The sequence below is a fragment of the Nocardioides sp. Root140 genome (assembly GCF_001426745.1).
Taxonomy (GTDB): Bacteria; Actinomycetota; Actinomycetes; order Propionibacteriales; family Nocardioidaceae; genus Nocardioides.
Genome location: NZ_LMFI01000001.1, coordinates 674,187 through 693,336, shown reverse-complemented (window position 1 = coordinate 693,336; position 19,150 = coordinate 674,187). Strand labels below are relative to the sequence as shown.

Genomic DNA, 19,150 nt, shown 5'->3' with positions numbered 1-19,150 from the left:
CACCGCTGTACGAACCGTTCCGAGGCTTGCGGTCAGCCATGAAGCACCTCCATGATGCGGGCCGCTGCCTGGTCTTCGTCGAGGCCCTCTTCGAGCGCTTCCTCGCGCGCTTCGAGGACTCGCTTGAAGTCGCTCGGCATGACCTGGGTGAATCGGGACAGGGCGCTGTCCCAGTCGGCCAGCAGGTCGCCGGCGACCGAGGACTCGGTCTCCTCGAGGTGCTTGGTGACCAGTTCCTTGAGTTCGTCGGCGGCCTTGCCCTTGACCTCGCTGAGCTCGACGAGCTCGGGGTTGACCCGGCCCTCGTCGAGGTCGAGCACGAACGCGTAGCCCCCGGACATGCCGGCCGCGAAGTTGCGCCCGGTCTGGCCGAGTACGACGACCTTGCCGCCGGTCATGTACTCGCAGCCGTGGTCGCCCACGCCCTCGACCACGGCCGAGACACCCGAGTTGCGCACGCAGAAGCGCTCGCCGGCCTGCCCACGGAGGAAGATCTCCCCCGACGTGGCGCCGTACCCGATGGTGTTGCCGGCAATGATCTGCTGGGACGCGTCGAACGTGGCGTTGCGGTCCGGACGGACCACGATGCGACCGCCCGAGAGGCCCTTGCCGACGTAGTCGTTGGCGTCGCCCTCGAGGCGCAGCGTGACACCGCGCGGCACGAAGGCACCGAACGACTGCCCGGCCGAACCGGTGAAGGTGATGTCGATCGTGCCGTCGGGCAGGCCCTCGCCGCGGTAGCGCTTGGTCACCTCGTGGCCGAGGATCGTGCCGACGGTGCGGTTGACGTTGCGCACCTGAACCTGGGCGCGCACGGGCTCGCCGTTCTCGAGCGCCGGAGCCGCGATGCGGACCAGCTCGTTGTCGAGCGCCTTGTCGAGTCCGTGGTCCTGACCGGTGGTGTTGCGTCGGGCCGCCCCTTCGGGCAGCTCCGGCAGGTGCAGCACCGGCGACAGGTCGAGACCGGCCGCCTTCCAGTGGTTCACGGCCTTCTCGGTGTCGAGGCTCTCGACGTGGCCGACGGCCTCGTCGAGGGTGCGGAAACCGAGCTCGGCGAGGATCTCGCGGACCTCCTCGGCGATGTACTCGAAGAAGTTCACGACGTACTCGGCCTTGCCGGAGTAGCGCTCGCGGAGCACCGGGTTCTGCGTCGCGACGCCCACGGGGCAGGTGTCGAGGTGGCAGACCCGCATCATGATGCAGCCCGAGACCACCAGCGGAGCGGTGGCGAAGCCGAACTCCTCGGCGCCCAGGAGGGCGGCGATCACGACGTCGCGACCGGTCTTCAGCTGGCCGTCGGTCTGCACGACGATACGGTCACGCAGTCCGTTGAGCAGCAGCGTCTGCTGGGTCTCGGCGAGGCCGAGCTCCCAGGGTCCGCCGGCGTGCTTGAGCGAGGTCAGCGGAGAAGCACCGGTTCCGCCGTCGTGGCCGGAGATGAGTACGACGTCCGCGTGCGCCTTCGACACACCGGCAGCGACGGTGCCGACGCCCATCTCGGCGACCAGCTTCACGTGGACCCGGGCCGCCGGATTGGCGTTCTTCAGGTCGTGGATCAGCTGGGCGAGGTCCTCGATGGAGTAGATGTCGTGGTGCGGCGGCGGGGAGATCAGGCCCACGCCGGGCGTGCTGTGCCGGGTCTTGGCCACCCACGGGTAGACCTTGTGACCGGGCAGCTGGCCACCCTCACCGGGCTTGGCACCCTGCGCCATCTTGATCTGGATGTCGTCGGAGTTCGTGAGGTACTCGCTCGTCACGCCGAAGCGTCCCGAGGCGACCTGCTTGATCGACGAGCGACGCTCCGGGTCGTAGAGGCGCTCCGGGTCCTCGCCGCCCTCACCGGTGTTGGACTTGCCGCCCAGCCGGTTCATCGCGATGGCGAGTGTCTCGTGGGCCTCCATGCTGATGGAGCCGTAGGACATGGCACCGGTGGAGAAGCGCTTGACGATCTCGGAGACCGGCTCGACCTCGTCGATCGAGATCGGCTCCCGCTCGCCCTCCTTGAACTTGAACAGGCCGCGCAGCGTCATCAGCCGCTCGGACTGCTCGTTGACCCGCTCGGTGTACTGCTTGAACACGTCGTACCGGCCGGCACGCGTGGCGTGCTGGAGGCGGAAGACGGTCTCCGGGTCGAACAGGTGCGGCTCGCCCTCCCGACGCCATTGGTACTCGCCACCGATGTTGAGCTCACGGTGGGCCGGCGCGATACCGCCGCGCGGGTACGCCGTGGCGTGGCGGCGGGCCACCTCCTCGGCGATCACGTCGAGCTCGATGCCGCCCAGCTTGGAGGTGGTGCCGGTGAAGTACTTGTCGACGACGCTCTGCGAGAGTCCGACGGCCTCGAAGATCTGGGCACCGGTGTACGACGCAACGGTCGAGACACCCATCTTGCTCATCACCTTCAGGACGCCCTTGCCGAGCGACTTGACGAGGTTCTTGACCGCGACCTGGGGCTCGATCTTGACGTAGTAGCCCTCACGCGCGAGGTCCTCGACGGACTCCATCGCGAGGTACGGGTTGACCGCGGCCGCGCCGTACCCGACGAGCAGCGCCACGTGGTGCGTCTCGCGCACGTCGCCGGCCTCGATGAGCAGGCCGACCTGGGTGCGGGTCTTCTCGCGGACCAGGTGGTGGTGCACCGCACCGGTGAGCAGCAGCGACGGGATCGGCGCCAGCTCGGCGGTGGAGTGCCGGTCGGAGAGCACGATGATGCGGGCGCCGTCGGCGATCGCGTCGGAGACCTCCTGGCAGATCTCGTCGATCCGCGTGGCCATCGCCGCGCCGCCGCCCTCGACCTCGTAGAGGCCTCGCGAGACGTGGGTGATGAAGCCGGGCATGTCACCGTCACGGTTGATGTGACGGATCTTGGCCAGGTCGTCGTTGTCGATCACCGGGAACGGCAGCACGACCTGGCGGCACGAGGCCGGGGTCGGCTCGAGCAGGTTGGACTCGGGCCCGATGGTGCCGTTGAGCGAGGTCACCAGCTCTTCCCGGATCGCGTCGAGCGGCGGGTTGGTGACCTGGGCGAAGAGCTGTGCGAAGTAGTCGAACAGCAGGCGCGGCTTCTCCGACAAGGCGGCGATGGGCGTGTCGGTGCCCATCGAGCCGATCGGCTCGGCCCCCGTGTTGGCCATCGGGGTGAGCAGGACGCGCAGCTCCTCCTCGGTGTAGCCGAAGATCTGCTGGCGACGCGTCACCGACGCGTGGGTGTGCACGATGTGCTCACGCTGCGGCACGTCGTTGAGGTGGATCAGCCCGGCGTGCAACCACTCGTCGTACGGGTGCTCCGCGGCCAGCTCGGACTTGATCTCCTCGTCCTCGATGATGCGGTGCTCGTCGGTGTCGACGAGGAACATCTTGCCGGGCTGCAGGCGGCCCTTGCGGACGATCGTGGCCGGGTCCAGGTCGAGTACGCCGACCTCGGAGGCGAGCACCACGAGACCGTCGTCGGTGACCCAGTAGCGCGACGGGCGCAGCCCGTTGCGGTCCAGGACCGCGCCGACCTGGCGGCCGTCGGTGAACACGACACAGGCGGGGCCGTCCCACGGCTCCATCATCGCGGAGTGGAACTCGTAGAAGGAACGACGCTTGTCGTCCATCTCGGTGTGGTTCTCCCACGCCTCGGGGATCATCATCAGGACCGAGTGCGGCAGCGTCCGGCCACCCATGTGCAGGAGTTCGAGCACCTCGTCGAAGGACGCGGAGTCGGAGGCACCCTGGGTCACGATCGGGTAGAGCCGCTCGAGGTCGCCGGGGATCAGGTCGGAGGACAGCAGGGCCTCGCGGGCGCGCATCCAGTTGCGGTTGCCCATGACCGTGTTGATCTCGCCGTTGTGCGCGATGAAGCGGAACGGGTGCGAGAGCGGCCAGCTCGGGAACGTGTTCGTCGAGAACCGCGAGTGCACGACCGCGACGGCCGAGGCCACCCGCTCGTCGACGAGGTCGGGGAAGACCTGGTCGAGCTGGTCGGTGGTCAACATGCCCTTGTAGGCGATGGTGCGCGAGGAGAGCGACGGGAAGTAGACGTCGGTCTCGCGCTCGGCGCGCTTGCGCAGGCAGAAGGCCAGGCGCTCGAGGGCCATGCCGGCGATGCGGGAGCCCTTGCCGGCGACGAACAGTTGCACGAAGGCGGGCATGCAGTCGCGGGCGGTGGTGCCGAGAGGTGCGTCGTTGGTCGGCACCTCGCGCCAGCCGAGGACGGCGAGGCCCTCTTCGGCGGCGATCTGCTCGATCAGCTGCCGGGTCTTGGCGACGTTCTCGGCATCACCGGGAAGGAAGGCGGTGCCCACGGCGTACGACCCGGCGACCGGGAGGTCGAAGTCGACGACCTCACGGAGGAACGCGTCGGGGACCTGCATCAGGATGCCGGCGCCGTCACCGGAGTTCGGCTCGGCACCCGCGGCACCGCGGTGTTCGAGGTTGCGGAGGGCAGTCAGCGCCTTCGAAACGATGTCATGGCTGGCCACGCCCGTCAGGGTTGCCACGAACGCGACACCGCAAGCGTCGTGCTCGCTGGTTCCGTCGTACAACCCCTGAGGCGGCGGGAATGCGTGCATGGGCATTCTCCCGTCGTCATCTGCGCCGACCCGGCTGAGCGGGAAGGCGAACTGGTCAGTGCAAGAAAAACTGATTTACGGCAGGGGACGACACTGGCCCTCGCGGAGCGCCCAGACTAACACCCAAATCGGCTGCCCCACGAGCCAGAACCCGTCGCCGGACACGTTCGTGACGTCCGTCTCAGGCTGTGGCAACCCTCGTCGGGTGGGCTCAGCCGACCCCCTGGCCGACCGCGATGCCGACCAGATACGTGATCGCGAACGCCGCGGCACCGAGCACCACCTGGCGTCCGCCGCCGTACCACCAGGCCCGGTTCGTCAGCCGGGTCACCACGGCTCCACACCCGAACAGGGCGAGCAGGGTGAGCACCATCGACGGCCACAGGATCTCGACGCCGAGCAGGTAGGGCAGGACGGGGACGAACGCCCCGAGCGAGAACGACACGAACGACGAGACCGCGGCGACACCCGGCCTGGCCAGCTCGTCGGGGTCGATCCCGAACTCCTGCATGGAGTGCACGGCGACCGCGCTGTCGAGGTCGCGGTGCACCTGGGCGGCGACCTCGGCGGCGAGGTCTGCGTCAAGGCCCCGGTCGGTGAGCATCTCGGCCAGCTCGGCGGTCTCGCCCTCCGGGTTGGCGATGATCTCCTTGCGTTCCTTCTCCACCTCGAACTCGGCCGCCTCGGCCTGGCTGGCGACCGAGGCGTACTCCCCCGCCGCCATCGAGAAGGCGCCTGCGGCGAGGCCCGCCAGACCGGCGAGTACGACGGCCGAGGTGTCCGGGGCTCCCCGTGTTCCACCGGCGACGCCGGCGATCAGCGCGGCGTTGGAGACCAGGCCGTCCATGGCACCGAAGACGGCCGGACGCAGCCAGCCGCCGTTGACGTCACCGTGGTCGTGCTCGATCTCAGGGGTCTCGTGGGTCGTGCTCATGGAACTGAACCTAGTGAGTGCGATGCCCGAATGCACCGAAGGACAGGCTCACCTGTCGGTGTCGGAGCCGGCCCTGGTCCCGTCGGCGTCCTCGGCCTCGTCGGTCTCGGCGGCGTCATCCGCCGGCTCCTCCTCCGCCGACTCGGTGCCGGCGGGCTCGTCTGCTCCGGGATCCGGGTCGGCACCGTCCACGGCCACCTCGCCGTCCGCGTCCTGCTTGTCGAGCACAGCCGAGTCGGACACCGCGGCTGCGTCGCCCGTCGCGGCTGCGTCGCCCGTCGCGGCTGCGTCGCCCGTCGCGGCTGCTTCGCCCGTCGCGGCCGCGTCGTCGTCCTGCGGGTCACGGAAGACGCTCTCCTCGCGACCCGGGTGACGCCTGCTCGACCAGATGAAGTACGCCACGGCGGCCACGAACAGGACGATCGAGGTCCAGACGTTCAGGCGGAGCCCGAAGACGTCGTCCATCTGCACGTCGTCGATGCGCATTGTCTCGATCCATCCACGGCCCAGCGTGTAGCCGGCGACGTAGAGCGCCATCACGCGGCCGAAGCCGAGCTTGAACTTCGCGTCGGCCCAGATCAGCAGACCGAAGATGCCGAGGTTCCAGATGCACTCGTAGAGGAACGTCGGGTGGTACGTCGCGTCCTCGAGGTGCCCGGCGAGCCGGTGGTCACGGTCGATCTCCAGGCCCCACGGCAGGTCGGTGGGTCGGCCGTAGAGCTCCTGGTTGAACCAGTTGCCCCACCTGCCGAAGGCTTGCGCGACGATGACGCCGGGTGCCAGGGCGTCCATCACGGGGAGGATCTTGATGCCCATCACGCGGGCGCCGATCATCGCGCCGACCGCACCGAGCGCGATGGCGCCCCAGATGCCCAGCCCGCCGCGCCACACGTAGAGCGCGGTGACCGGGTTCTTGTCCTCGCCGAAGTAGAGGTGGTAGTCGGTGATCACGTGGTAGAGCCGGGCGCCCACGAGGCCGAACGGGATCGCCCAGAGCGCGATGTCGGACATCTGGCCGGGCTTGCCGCCGCGGGCCACCCACCGCTTCTCGCCGATCCAGATCGCCGCGATGACACCGACGATGATGCACAGCGCGTAGGCCCGGATCGGGAACGGTCCGAGCTCCCAGACGCCCTCGGAGGGGCTGGGGATGGTCTGCAGGATCATGAATCCGCCTTCAGCAGTTTCGTGAGGTCGTCGGCGAGGTCCGTGGCTGAGGTGTCCTGGTTCCAGATCACCGGGACCTCGTCGTGGGAGTCGATCGAGAACACGTGCGTGTCGTGGGTGACGTCGTACCCGCCGGAGGGCAGCTTCTTCTCACGCTGCATGAACACGCCGAACGACTTGGCAAGCTCCGCGATGGTCGACAGCTCGCCGGTCAGGCCGACGAAGTCGTCGCTGAAGCGGTCGAGGTAGGTGCGCAGCGCTTTCTCGTCGTCGCGCGCCGGGTCGGTGGTCACGAACACCACCTGCACGTCGTCACGCTGGTCGTCGTCGAGCCGGGTCAGCGAGGAGGCGACGTTCGACATCACCATCTGGCAGATGTCGGGGCAATTGGTGTAGCCGAAGAAGACCAGGGTCACGGGCTTCTCGGTCTGCTCCGCGAGCGAGAAGTCGGCCCCGTCGGTGTCGGTCAGGGCGGCGACCGGTGCGGCGTACCTGTCCTTCAGCGCGGTGCCGTGGAAGCCCTCCTCGCCGACGGGTTGCTCGCCGCTGGCGCACCCGCTCAGCACCAACGCCGCGGAGAGTGCCACAGCGGCGAAAGACCCCCTACCCACGTCGTACGCCGTCGGCCAGGTCGCGGGTCAGCGCGGCCAGGGCGGCAAGCCCGGCCTTCCGGTCGGCGCCGGCGTCGAGCAGCGTGCGGACGAACGCGGAGCCGACGATGACACCGTCGGCGTACGACGCCACCTCGGCGGCCTGGTCGCCGTTGGAGACGCCCAGGCCAACACCGACGGGCAGGTCGGTCGTGCTCTTCGTGCGCGCCACCAGGGGCCCGGCCAGGTCGCTGGTCGTCGACCGGGCGCCGGTGACGCCCATCACCGCAGTGGCGTAGACGAACCCGCGCGAGGCGGCCGTGGTCATCGCGATCCGCTCGTCGGTCGAGGACGGCGCGACGAGGAAGACCTTGTCGAGGTCGTGCCGGTCGGCGGCCGCGATCCACTCCTCGCCCGAGTCGGGCGTGAGGTCGGGGGTGATCAGCCCGGCGCCACCGGCCGAGGCCAGGTCGGCGGCGAACTTCTCCACTCCGTAGCGCTCGACGGGGTTCCAGTAGGTCATCACGAGCGTCGGCACGCCGGTGGCGGCCACCGCCTCCACCGTACGCAGCACGTCGCGGGTGCGGACGCCTCCGTCGAGCGCCTGCTGGGCGGCGGCCTGGATGGTCGGGCCGTCCATCACGGGGTCGCTGTAGGGCAGGCCGATCTCGACCACGTCGACCCCGGCCTCGACCATCGTGCGAATCGCCTCGATGGCGCCGTCGACGTCCGGGAAGCCGGCGGGCAGGTAGCCGACCAGGGCGGCGCGGTTCTCGGACCGGGCCTTCTCGAAGGCGCTCTTGGCACTCACTTGTCGTCTCCCTCGGTCTCGCCCTCGGTGCCGCCCAGGCCGAACCAGTCGATGGCGGTGCCCATGTCCTTGTCGCCGCGTCCGGAGAGGTTGACCAGGATGGTGGCGTCGGGGCCCTTCTCGGCGGCCAGCTGCTCGGCGATCTTCAACGCCCCGGCCAGGGCGTGGGCCGACTCGACGGCCGGGATGATGCCCTCGGTGCGGCTCAACAGGGCCATCGCGTCCATCGCCTCGGCATCGGTCACCGGCAGGTAGGTCGCGCGACCGATCTCGGACAGGTGGGAGTGCTCCGGTCCGACGCCCGGGTAGTCGAGCCCGGCGGAGATCGAGTGGGACTCGATGGTCTGGCCGTCCTCGTCCTGGAGCACGTAGGTGCGGGCGCCGTGCAGCACGCCGCTCTCCCCCGCGCCGATCGTGGCCGCATGACGGCCCGTCTCGACACCGTCGCCGCCGGCCTCGAAGCCGTAGATCGCGACGTCGTCGTCCTCGAGGAAGGCCGTGAACAGGCCGATCGCGTTCGACCCGCCGCCGACGCAGGCCGCGATCGCGTCCGGCAGCACGCCGTACTGGTCGAGGCACTGCTGGCGCGCCTCGTCGCCGATGCCGCGGCAGAAGTCGCGCACCATGCTCGGGAACGGGTGCGGTCCGGCGGCGGTGCCGAAGAGGTACGCCGTGTGGTCGACGCTGGCCACCCAGTCGCGCAGGGCCTCGTTGATCGCGTCCTTCAGCGTCGCCGAGCCGGAGTCGACCGGGATCACCTTGGCGCCGAGGAGCTGCATGCGGGCCACGTTGAGCGCCTGGCGCTTCGTGTCGACGGCACCCATGTAGACGGTGCAGTCGAGGCCGAAGTAGGCCGCGGCGGTGGCGCTGGCCACGCCGTGCTGGCCGGCGCCGGTCTCCGCGATCACCCGGGTCTTGCCCATCCGCTTGGTCAGCATCGCCTGGCCGAGCACGTTGCGGATCTTGTGCGCACCCGTGTGGTTGAGGTCCTCGCGCTTGAGCAGGATGCGGGCACCGACCTGCTTGGAGAGTCGCTCGGCTTCGTAGAGCAGGCTCGGGGTGCCGGCGTACTCGCGCAGGATCTTCTCGAACGCGTCGGTGAACTCCGGGTCGGCCATGGCCTCCTGCCAGGCGACGGTCAGCTCGTCGAGCGCGGCGACCAGCGCCTCGGGCATGAACCGCCCGCCGAAGTTGCCGAAGAAACCGCGTTCGTCCGCGCCGAACCTGAGCTCACTCATGCCTGTCTCCCAATCGCTGTCATCGCCCGCACGGCACCTTCCGGGTCGCCGTCCCTGACCAGGGCCTCTCCCACGAGTACGACGCGGGCGCCTTCGGCCGCGAAGCGTTCGACGTCGGCGGTGCCGGTGATGCCGGACTCGGCCACCTTCACCCTGTCGTCGGGGATCAGTGCGGACAGGCGGCCGAACGTGTCGTTGTCGACCGCCAGGGTCTTGAGGTTGCGCGCGTTGACACCGATCAGGTCGGCACCGAGGTCGACCGCGCGCCGGGTCTCCTCCTCGTCGTGCACCTCGACCAGCACGGTCAGGCCGAGGGCGCGCGCCTCGGCGTACAACCGCTCGAGCTCGGGCTGCGGCAGGGCGGCGACGATGAGCAGCGCAAGGTCGGCGCCGGCCGCGCGGGCCTCGTGCAGCTGGTAGCTGGTGACGATGAAGTCCTTGCGCAGCAGCGGCGTGTCGACCGCGGCGCGTACGGCGCGCAGGTCGTCCAGGCTGCCGTTGAACCGACGCTGCTCGGTGAGCACGCTGATCGCGGCCGCTCCCCCGCGCGCGTAGGCCGAGGCCAGCACCGCGGGGTCGGGGATGTCGGCGAGGTCGCCCTTGCTCGGGCTCTTGCGCTTCACCTCGGAGATGACGCTCATGCCCTCGGCCCGGAAGTGCGGCATCGGGTCGCGTGCCGGCACCGCGGAGGCGGCCAGCGCCTCGACCTCGGCGAAGGGGACGCGTTCCTCGCGTTCGGCAAGGTCGATCCGGACACCCGCGACGATGTCGTCGAGCACGGACATGCAGCACACCTCCAGGTTGGGACGGAGTCAGTTTGTCACCCTCGTGGTCAGGTCCCCGAGGCGCCTCTCGGCGGTGGAACCGGGCCCGGACGGCGAAGGGGCCGAGCGGTGAATCAGGCTCAGGGAGCCAGCCACGCCCCGAAGGGCAGGTTGCGCAGCACGCCGAACACCAGCACCGTGCCCAGGAGCACCGCCACGACGGGAGTGGAGAGCCCCTGCGACGGTCCGGTGACGGGAGCCCCGACCCATGCGTCGCGGACCCAGCGCAGCCAGAGCAGGACGGCCAGCGGGATGCCCAGCACCACGACCAGGTTGCTCGAGAGTGCGCCGACGAGGTCGAAGTTCGTCAGGTCGTTGACCGCGCGCAGGCCGCCACAGCCCGGGCACTGCAGCCCGGTGATGAAGTTGAACGGGCACAGGCCCCAGGATCCGCTGGCGTGCGGGTCACGCAGGTGCAGCGCCAGGGTCGCGGCGCCGAGCCCCGCACCCAGCAGGAGCGGTGGCCGCAGGCGCGTCCCTCGGGACGGGCGGGTCTCAGTGAGCGTCGCCAAGGCCCATCTTCGTCATCACCACGAAGACCACCAGCGCGAGGGGAAGGAACGCCATGCCGATCCAGAAGACGAGCATGCTGATCGGGCTGAGCATGAGACCGACACCGGCGATGACGAAGGCCACCAGGCCGATGATCACCGCGGTCCATGCTGCGGGGGTGTTGCCGTGGTTGTCAGACATGCGTGGCTCCTAGTGCGCGGTGAAATCTGGCGACAGTCTATTCAGTCGGTCAGAGGGTCGGGTCGTGGCCCTCGTCGATGGCCTTCCAGAGCTCGCCGTCGTTGGCCCGCTCGACGTCGACCGGGCCCGACTGGGCGCCCGTGGGCGCGTCGTACCGGCTTCCCATGGCCGGCCACGACGGCACCAGGCGTACGGCGAGCAGGGTGGCCACGACCGAGATGACGATGCCGACACCGGCCGCCCAGAACCAGCCGGTGAAGCCGGCGTCGAGACTGCCGGCCGACTGGCCCGTGCCGGTCTCGGTGAGCTTGTCGGCGAGGTCGTCGGGCAGGGTGCGCCAGCCCTGGATGAAGGTGGCCACCAGTCCGAGGGAGCTGACCAGGCCGAGTACGGCGACCGCGCGGCGGACCCACCCACGGGTGACCAGCAGCACGCCCCAACAGGCGAGGAGCACCAGCCCCAACGCGCCGGCCAGCGGCATGTCGAGGGCGAACTGGTCGGTGGTGGCCACCGGCGCGTCGATGGTGTCCGCGGCATCCGGGACGGCGTACCACGCCTTGGCCCCACCGACCGCGGCCAGCGCGGCGCCGACCAGGCCGAGCAACAGCACCGGCCCGAACGTGGACCGGGGCTTGCGTTCGGTGGGCTCCGTGGGCTCGACGGCGCCGGCAGGCTCCGTGGGCTCCGTGGGGTCAGACATCGGTGGGTCCCAGCCGGTCGGCGTCGAAGCACGTGCGGTCACCGGTGTGGCAGGCTGCCCCGACCTGGTCGACCTTGACCAGCAGCGTGTCGCCGTCACAGTCGAGCCGGACGTCCTTGACCCACTGCACGTGGCCCGAGGTGTCGCCCTTGATCCAGTACTCCTCGCGCGAGCGGCTCCAGTAGGTCGCGCGCCCGGTGGTCAGGGTGCGGGCCAGGGCCTCGTCGTCCATCCAGCCCAGCATCAGCACCTCGCCCGTGTCGTGCTGCTGCACCACGGCAGGGACCAGCCCGTCTGCGGTGCGCTTGAGCCTGGCGGCGATGTCGGGGTCGAGGGTGGTCACAAGGAACCAGCCTATCGGCCGTGCGGTCGGGGATCGTCGGCGCGGCGCCCACCGGACACGGCGGACGGCGACAGTCCACGCGCCCTCCGGACAGCAGGGGTCAGGCAGTGCTGCCCTGCTGGGCCACCCACGAGGCGTGGAGGCCGGCGTACACGCTGTCGGGGTCCTCGAGCAGGCTCGCGTGTGGCCCGCGCTGCACGATGCGTCCGCGGTCGACGACCACGACCTCGTCGGCGTTCTCGGCGGTGCTCATGCGGTGCGCGATGGTGACCGACGTGCGGCCCTGCATGAGGCGTTCGAGGGCCCGACCGATGCGCATCTCGAGCTGCGGGTCGACCGCGCTGGTTGCCTCGTCGAGCACCAGCAGGTCGGGGTCGACCAGGTGCGCCCGGAGCAGTGCCACGAGCTGCCGCTCCCCTGCCGACAGCGACTCCCCGCGCTGCCCGACCCGGGTGTCGAGGCCGTGCGGCAGGCCGTCGACCCAGTCGGCCAGGCCGAGCTCGGCGGCGGACGCGAGGACCAGGTCGTCGCTGGCGTCGAGCCGCCCGTAGAGCGCGTTGGCCCGCAACGTGTCGTCGAAGAGGAAGCCCTCCTGGGGAACCAGCACCACCGATCGTCGCAGGGAGTCCTGGCGGATGTTGCGGACGTCGAGGCCGTCGAGCCGGATCTCGCCGGACGCGGGGTCCATCAACCGGGTCAGCAGCTTGGCGAAGGTCGACTTGCCCGATCCGGTCTCGCCCACGATGGCGACGCGGGTCCCGGCCTCGATGTGCATCGAGACGTCGTGGAGCACGGTCGGCCCGCTCGGGTAGGCAAAGCTGACGTTGACCAGCGCGACGTCGATCGGGCCGCGCGGCAGCACCTCGCCCGACTCTCCGGGGTCGACCAGGTCGGCCGGGGTGTCGAGGATGCCGATCACCCGGCGCCACCCGGCGATGGCGTTCTGGGCGTCGGTGAGGATCTGGGTGCCCATCTGCACGGGTGAGACGAACAGCGTGACCAGGAACGCGAAGGCCACGACCTCACCCGCGGTGATGTCGCCGGCGAAGCCGAGCCAGATGCCGATGATGATCACCCCGGCGTTGGCCAGCCCGCCCGACAGGCCGCCGAGCGAGAACGAGAACGCGGTGAAGCCCTGGGCCTTGGTGGCGGCGTCCTGGTTGGCCCGGATCGCGGTGTCGATGCGCTGCTGGGTGCGGGCCTCGACGGCGTACGCCTTGACCACGGCGGCCCCGACCACGGGCTCGGAGACGGCCGAGAGCATGATGCCGACCTGCTGGCGGACCACGCCGTACGCCGCGGAGAGGCGCTGCTGGAAGAACCGCAGCGACATCATCAGCGGGGCGAAGCAGATCCAGACCACGAGGGCCAGCTGCCACGAGTAGAAGACCATGATCACGGTCGCGACGAGGATCTGCCCGAGGCTGACGATCATCATCACCCCACCGAAGACCAGGAACTGGCTGACCTGGTCGACGTCGCTGGTCACCCGCGAGACGAGGGCGCCGCGGCGCTCGGTGTTCTGGGTGAGCAGCGGCAAGTCGTGGACGTGGCGGAACGCCTTGATCCGCAGCGTGGCAAGGCCGCTCTCCGCGGCCCGGAACAGGCGGGCGGTCATGAGATAGGACGCCCCGCTGGTCAGGACGATCGCACCGGCGGCGATCAGGCCCATGCGGAGCATGAAGCCGGTGTCGGGCCCGTCGGGTCCGTTGAGCCCGCGGTCGAGGGTCTGCTGGACGACGATCGGGATGACCACCTGGCCGACCGTGGAGAGCACCGCCAGCAACAGGGTGACGCCGAGTCCCTTGCTGAGCTCGGGCGAGAGCTGCATGCCGCGGCGGATCGTCGCGAGGGCCTTGATCTCGTCGCCGCTGTCGACGCTGGTCGTGGTGCTCATGCCGTCTCACCTGCTGCCTGCTGCTCGTAGGCGTTGACGAGCGTGGCGTAGTCGGGGCTCCGCTCGAGCAGCTCCTCGTGGGTGCCGCGCCCCGCGATGCGGCCGTCGGCGAGGTGGAGCACCTCGTCGGCCAGGCCGATGGTGGCCTTGCGGTAGGCCACCACCACGAGCGTGGTGTCGGAGCCGTTCTGTCGCAGTCCGCCGAGGATGCGGGCCTCGACCTCGGGGTCGACGGCGGACGTCGCGTCGTCGAGGACGAGGAGCCGTGGCCTGCGGATCAGGGCCCGGGCCAGTGAGACGCGTTGCCGTTGGCCGCCGGAGAGCGACGTGCCCCGCTCCCCCAGCTCGGTGTCGAGCCCATGGGGCAGGCCGGCCACGAACCCGTCGGCCTGGGCGGTGCGCAGGGAGTCCCAGACCTCGTCGTCGGTGAAGTCGCCGCCGAGGGTGATGTTGCCGCGCACCGTGTCGTCGAACATGAACGCGGTCTGCGGGACGACGGACAGGACCCGTGCCAGCTCGCCCCGGTCGAGGTCGCGCAGGTCGGTGCCGTCGATGCGCACAGCTCCCTCGTCGGGGTCGACCAGCCGGGTGATCAGGTTGGTCAGGGTGCTCTTGCCGGACGCGGTCGCGCCGACCAGTGCCGTCGTACGACCCGGGGCGACGCCGAACGTGACGTCGCGCAGCACCGGCTGCTCCTCGTCGTAGGCGTAGGCGAGGCGCTCGACCTGAAGGTCGGCGCCGGCACCGGCCGCCTCGACCGTGGCGGCGCCGTAGGCCATGTCGCCGCGTGCGTCGAGCACGGCCTGGACCCGTTCGTAGCCGACCACGCTGCGCGGGAACTCCCCGAGCAGCCAGCCGATCGAGCGGATCGGGAACGAGACGATGGTCAGCAGGTAGGCGACGGTCACCACGGCACCGGCGTCAGTGGACCCGTCGAGCACCCGGGCCACACCCGTGCCGAGCACCACGAGCACCCCGATGTTGGGCAGGGCGGAGATGGTCGGGTCGAACATCGCGCGGATGCGGCCGGCCTTGATCAGCACGTCGCGCAGCTCGTGGACGCGTTCGGCGAACCGCTCGGTCTCCTCGCCCTCTCGGCCCAGCGTCTTGACCACCATCGCCCCGTCGAAGGACTCGTGCGCGATCTCGCTGACCTCGGCGCGCAACTGCTGGGCGCGCGTCATCAGGGGGGACGAGGTGCGTTGGTAGACCACGTTGGCGACCACCACGACCGGGAAGACCAGCAGCCCGACCAGGGCCAGGACGACGTCGGCGAGCAGCATCTGCACGATGGCGATCACCATCATCGCCACGGTGCCGACCGCCATGGGGAGCGGCGCGATGGGGAACCACGCCGCCTCGACGTCGGAGTTGGCGTTCGAGAGCAGCTGGCCGGTGGGGTGGCGCTGGTGCCACTCCATCGGCAGGTCGAGGTATTGGCGGGTGACCTCACGGCGGGAGTGCGCCTGCATGCGGTATTGCATGATGCCGGCGCCCAGGCGTCGCGCGACGATGCCGACCGCGCGCAGGATCGCCACACCGACGAACAGGCCGAAGACCGCCCAGAGGACGCCGGCGCCGATCTCGCCGTTCTCGAAGGCGGGGATCACCGCGTGCTCGGTCGACCAGCCGAGGACCCAGGCGTCGGCCACCGTGAGCGCGCCGAAGAGCACGCTGCCCAAGGTGGAGACGGTGAAGATCCACGGCTCTCGCCGGATCGCCACACCGAGGACTGCGAAGCCCTCACGCATCGTCGACCGCGGGGCACCCACTCGGCTCACGTCTCCTCGAATCTCTCCACCTGACAGCGAGGCCAACACTAGGACGGGGCACCGACATTCCCACCATGCACAAATCCGGCTGACCGATTCCAGGTCGCGCCGTACGCCGTACGCTCGCGACATGAGCACCCTGGCCCACGCCGAACGCAACCGTCTCTGCGACCTTGCGCTCGAGGTGGGTGCCGAGGCCCCCACGCTCTCCGGTGACTGGACCGTCAAGGACCTCGTCGTCCACATGATCGTGCGGGAGCGCACCCTCGCCTCCCCCGGCATCCTGGTTCCGGCGCTCTCCGGGCTGATCGACCGCGCAACCGAACGCGTCGGCCGCCGTGACTTCACGGACTTGGTGGAGGACCTGCGTCGACCACGCCTCACGTGGGCCGCCCTGCCCGCCGTGGACCGGCTGTTCAACACCGCGGAGTACTTCGTGCACCACGAGGACATCCGCCGTGCACAGCCGTCCTGGGTGCCCCGCGAGATGTCCGCCGCCGAGCAGCACAGCCTGTGGCGGGTGGTGACCACCACCGGACGTGGGCTGGTCAGGCCGGCCGGAGTGCCGGTCCTGGTGCGCGACGAACTCACCGGCAGGGAGGCCACGCTGCGGCACGGCAGCGACCCGGTGCTGGTCGTGGGCCAGCCGTCTGAGGTGTTGATGTTGCTGTTCGGCCGTTCCGAGGTCAGCGGTGTGGAGGTCGGCGGGCCCGAGGAGCGGGTACGCCGTTTCCGCTCGGCGTCGCTCGGACTCTGACTGCGGGTGCGCGCGCCGGCTCGCCCACGGGTCGCTCAGCGCACGGGGTGGCCGGTCTCCGCGAGCGCGTTCTTCACGTCGGAGATGCGCAGGGTGCCGAAGTGGAAGACCGTGGCAGCCAGTACGGCGTCAGCGCCCGCGTCGACGGCAGGCGCGAAGTGGTCGACGGACCCGGCGCCGCCCGAGGCGATCACCGGGATGCTGACTTCGCGGCGTACGGCCCGGATCAGCTCGAGGTCGAAGCCGTCCTGGGTGCCGTCGGCGTCCATCGCGTTGAGGAGGATCTCGCCGGCGCCGAGGTCGGTCGCGCGGGCCGCCCACTCGATCGCGTCGAGCCCGGCCGACGTGCGGCCGCCGTGCGTGGTGACCTCGAAGCCGGAGTCGGTCTTCGGGGCCCGGCGGGCGTCGACCGAGAGCACCAGCACCTGGTTGCCGAACCGGTCGGCCACCTCCGCGATCAGCTCGGGACGGTTGATCGCCGCGGTGTTCATCGCGACCTTGTCCGCGCCGGCCCTCAGCAGGCGGTCGACGTCCTCGACGCTCGAGACTCCCCCGCCCACCGTGAGCGGGATGAAGACCTCCTCGGCGGTGCGCGACACGATCTCCATCGTGGTCGCACGCCCCTCGAAGGAGGCGGAGATGTCGAGGAAGGTCAGCTCGTCGGCGCCTTCGGCGTCGTAGGTGCGGGCCAGCTCCACCGGATCTCCGGCGTCACGCAGCTCCTTGAAGTTGATGCCCTTGACCACGCGCCCGGCATCGACGTCCAGACACGGGATGACGCGTACGGCGAGGGTCACGAGGCGCCCTTGGTGAGGGCGAGGGCTTCCTCGATGGTGAAGCGGCCCTCATAGAGCGCGGTGCCGGCGATGGCGCCCTCGACGCCGAGGGGGACGAGCTCCATCAGTGCCCGGATGTCGTCGATGGTGGTCACGCCACCGGACGCGACAACGGGCTTGTCGGTCCGCGCACAGACGTCGCGGAGCAGGTCGAGGTTGGGGCCCTGGAGCATGCCGTCCTTGTTGACGTCGGTGACGACGTAGCGGGCGCAGCCCTCGGCGTCGAGACGGGCGAGGGTCTCGTACAGGTCACCGCCCTCACGAGTCCAGCCGCGCGCCGCGAGGGTGGTGCCGCGTACGTCGAGGCCGATGGCCACGCGGTCGCCGTACTCGGCAATCGCCTTGGCACACCACTCGGGGCTCTCGAGCGCGGCGGTGCCGATGTTGACCCGGCGGCAACCGGCGTCCATCGCCGCCTTGAGCGACTCGTCGTCGCGCATCCCGCCGCTCATCTCCACGTCGATGTCGAGCGTGCCCACGATCGTGGCGAGCAGGTCGCGGTTGTGTCCGTGCCCGAACGCGGCGTCGAGGTCGACGAGGTGGATCCACTCGGCGCCCGCGCTCTGCCAGCGAAGGGCGGCCTCGACCGGGTCGCCGAATCGCTTCTCCGAACCGTCGACGCCTTGCACGAGCTGGACGGCCTGGCCGCCCTTGACGTCCACGGCGGGCAGGAGTTCGAGGTAGTCGCTCATGGCGCAAACCCTAATCCGACTCGGCGAGGTCCTTCGCACGCGTCTCGGGGACGGTGCAGATCACGGCCACGCTGACGCCGAGGAGTACGACGACGTACGTCGTGAACGCGCTCGCACCGTAGTGGGTTCCGAACCAGGACTGGAGGTACGGCGCGGTGCCACCGAACAGTGCAACGGCGACGGAATACGGGATGCCGACCCCGACCGTGCGGATGTTCGTCGGGAACATCTCCGCGAACACGGCAGGCAGGATCGCCGCACTGCCGCCGAGCAGCACGAGCGTGACCGACATCGCGACAGCGAGCCGGACTGCACTGTCACCGAGGAAGGCACTGACCGGGAAGGCCGCGAGAGCCAGCGACACAGCGGAGAAGAGCAGCACCGGCTTCCGCCCAATGCGGTCGGACAGGATTCCCCACAGGGGCAGCGAGGCGATGAAGACCACGTTCGCCACCACGCCTGCCCACAACGCGTGGGCCGGGTCGACGCCGAGGTCATGGATGGCGTGCGCGGGCGCCGCGATTCCCCAGACGTAGAAGGTGACGGTGAGGCCGACGGTCAGACCGATCACCTGCAGTGCCTGACGGCGATGACGGATGATCTCGGGCCAGATGCGCACCCGCTCCGTCGTCTCGAACACGTCGGACTCGTGCATGCTGCTGCGCATCACCAGTGCGTACAGGCCGAAAAGTCCGCCGATCGCGAACGGGATCCGCCAACCCCAGGCCACCATCTGGGAGTTGTCGAGTACGCCGACCAGCACCGCGCCGACGATCACCGCGATCACGTTGCCCAACGTCCCCGAGACGTAGATGAGACTGGCCCACAGACCGCGGCGCTCCGCAGGTGCGCACTCGGACAGGTAGGTCTGGGCCGAAGGCATCTCACCACCGTGGGCGAGACCCTGCACGAGGCGGGCCAGCACCAGCACCACCGAGGCGAGCACGCCCACGGACTCGAAGGTCGGTGAGCACGCAATGACCAGAGAGCCCGCGGCGGCGGCACCCACGGTGACCGACATCGAGAACTTGCGGCCACGTCGGTCGGCCAGGTAGCCGAAGAGCAGCCCGCCGATGGGGCGCGCGGCGAACCCGACGGCGAACACGATCAAGGTCGCCAGGAACGCCGAGACCGGGTCGCCCGGGTCGAAGAACTGGGTCGCGAAGAACGGCGTGAAGATCGCGAACACGCCCCAGTCGAACCACTCCAGGGCATTGCCCACGCCCGTGCCGAAGAGAGTCTTCCTCCGGCTCTGCGTCGGCGGGGTGGGCGGGGTGGGCGCTTCCGCGATCGTGCCAGGCGTCGGCTTCTCAGCAAGTGCGGTCATGTCGATCTCCGTC

General features: G+C 70.0%; 17 protein-coding genes. 1 reads left to right on the top strand and 16 read right to left on the bottom strand.

Translation table 11 applies throughout. The features are described 5' to 3' along the window. Positions 1–32: 32 nt before the first annotated feature. The 13 genes from gltB to ASD30_RS03320 form a co-directional block, all read right to left on the bottom strand. Complete coding sequence (gltB, locus tag ASD30_RS03380) at positions 33–4,556, bottom strand: glutamate synthase large subunit (RefSeq protein WP_442938211.1); 4,524 nt, start codon at positions 4,554–4,556, stop codon at positions 33–35. A 211-nt stretch (positions 4,557–4,767) separates the two neighbouring features. Continuing rightward, positions 4,768–5,490 (bottom strand): VIT1/CCC1 transporter family protein, encoded by a 723-nt coding sequence (locus ASD30_RS03375; protein WP_056676902.1) that lies wholly within the window; start codon positions 5,488–5,490, stop codon positions 4,768–4,770. Positions 5,491–5,538: 48 nt separating this feature from the next. Beyond that, on the bottom strand, positions 5,539–6,657 hold the full coding sequence (gene lgt, locus ASD30_RS03370) for a prolipoprotein diacylglyceryl transferase (protein WP_082563526.1): 1,119 nt from the start codon (positions 6,655–6,657) through the stop codon (positions 5,539–5,541). Next, positions 6,654–7,268, bottom strand: a complete 615-nt coding sequence (locus tag ASD30_RS03365; RefSeq protein WP_082563525.1) for an SCO family protein — start codon at positions 7,266–7,268, stop codon at positions 6,654–6,656. The genes lgt and ASD30_RS03365 overlap by 4 nt, the downstream gene beginning before the upstream one ends. Then, entirely contained in the window at positions 7,261–8,058 is a 798-nt protein-coding gene (gene trpA / locus ASD30_RS03360; RefSeq protein ID WP_056676899.1) for a tryptophan synthase subunit alpha, read from the bottom strand. Before trpA ends, ASD30_RS03365 begins: the two co-directional genes overlap by 8 nt. Continuing rightward, entirely contained in the window at positions 8,055–9,296 is a 1,242-nt protein-coding gene (gene trpB / locus ASD30_RS03355) for a tryptophan synthase subunit beta (protein ID WP_056676897.1), read from the bottom strand. Before trpB ends, trpA begins: the two co-directional genes overlap by 4 nt. Then, positions 9,293–10,081: an indole-3-glycerol phosphate synthase TrpC gene (gene trpC / locus ASD30_RS03350; protein ID WP_056676894.1), complete on the bottom strand. Its 789-nt coding sequence runs from the start codon at positions 10,079–10,081 to the stop codon at positions 9,293–9,295. The genes trpB and trpC overlap by 4 nt, the downstream gene beginning before the upstream one ends. A 119-nt stretch (positions 10,082–10,200) precedes the next feature. Next, positions 10,201–10,632, bottom strand: coding sequence for a DUF2752 domain-containing protein (locus tag ASD30_RS03345; RefSeq protein ID WP_056676890.1), 432 nt, complete (start codon positions 10,630–10,632; stop codon positions 10,201–10,203). Beyond that, positions 10,616–10,813 carry an HGxxPAAW family protein gene (locus ASD30_RS03340; RefSeq protein WP_056676888.1) on the bottom strand — a complete coding sequence of 66 codons (198 nt, stop codon included), beginning with the start codon at positions 10,811–10,813 and terminating at the stop codon, positions 10,616–10,618. Before ASD30_RS03340 ends, ASD30_RS03345 begins: the two co-directional genes overlap by 17 nt. A gap of 49 nt (positions 10,814–10,862) precedes the next feature. Then, positions 10,863–11,513 (bottom strand): Trp biosynthesis-associated membrane protein, encoded by a 651-nt coding sequence (locus tag ASD30_RS03335; RefSeq protein WP_056676885.1) that lies wholly within the window; start codon positions 11,511–11,513, stop codon positions 10,863–10,865. Next, on the bottom strand, positions 11,506–11,856 hold the full coding sequence (gene hisI, locus ASD30_RS03330; protein ID WP_156388625.1) for a phosphoribosyl-AMP cyclohydrolase: 351 nt from the start codon (positions 11,854–11,856) through the stop codon (positions 11,506–11,508). Before hisI ends, ASD30_RS03335 begins: the two co-directional genes overlap by 8 nt. Before the next feature lie 100 nt (positions 11,857–11,956). Further along, entirely contained in the window at positions 11,957–13,753 is a 1,797-nt protein-coding gene (locus tag ASD30_RS03325) for an ABC transporter ATP-binding protein (protein ID WP_056676879.1), read from the bottom strand. Beyond that, complete coding sequence (locus tag ASD30_RS03320) at positions 13,750–15,504, bottom strand: ABC transporter ATP-binding protein (RefSeq protein WP_056679212.1); 1,755 nt, start codon at positions 15,502–15,504, stop codon at positions 13,750–13,752. The genes ASD30_RS03325 and ASD30_RS03320 overlap by 4 nt, the downstream gene beginning before the upstream one ends. 151 nt (positions 15,505–15,655) lie before the next feature. Between ASD30_RS03320 and ASD30_RS03315 the strand changes: the two genes are divergently transcribed. Beyond that, positions 15,656–16,282 (top strand): TIGR03085 family metal-binding protein, encoded by a 627-nt coding sequence (locus ASD30_RS03315; RefSeq protein WP_056676876.1) that lies wholly within the window; start codon positions 15,656–15,658, stop codon positions 16,280–16,282. A gap of 35 nt (positions 16,283–16,317) precedes the next feature. On the opposite strand, the gene hisF is transcribed toward ASD30_RS03315, so the two are convergent. The 3 genes from hisF to ASD30_RS03300 are packed head-to-tail and all read right to left on the bottom strand — an operon-like array spanning position 16,318 to position 19,137. Further along, positions 16,318–17,079, bottom strand: coding sequence for an imidazole glycerol phosphate synthase subunit HisF (gene hisF / locus ASD30_RS03310; RefSeq protein ID WP_056676874.1), 762 nt, complete (start codon positions 17,077–17,079; stop codon positions 16,318–16,320). Beyond that, on the bottom strand, positions 17,076–17,810 hold the full coding sequence (gene priA, locus ASD30_RS03305) for a bifunctional 1-(5-phosphoribosyl)-5-((5-phosphoribosylamino)methylideneamino)imidazole-4-carboxamide isomerase/phosphoribosylanthranilate isomerase PriA (protein WP_056676871.1): 735 nt from the start codon (positions 17,808–17,810) through the stop codon (positions 17,076–17,078). Before priA ends, hisF begins: the two co-directional genes overlap by 4 nt. A 10-nt stretch (positions 17,811–17,820) precedes the next feature. Beyond that, positions 17,821–19,137, bottom strand: coding sequence for an MFS transporter (locus ASD30_RS03300; RefSeq protein WP_082563524.1), 1,317 nt, complete (start codon positions 19,135–19,137; stop codon positions 17,821–17,823). Positions 19,138–19,150 lie beyond the last annotated feature (13 nt).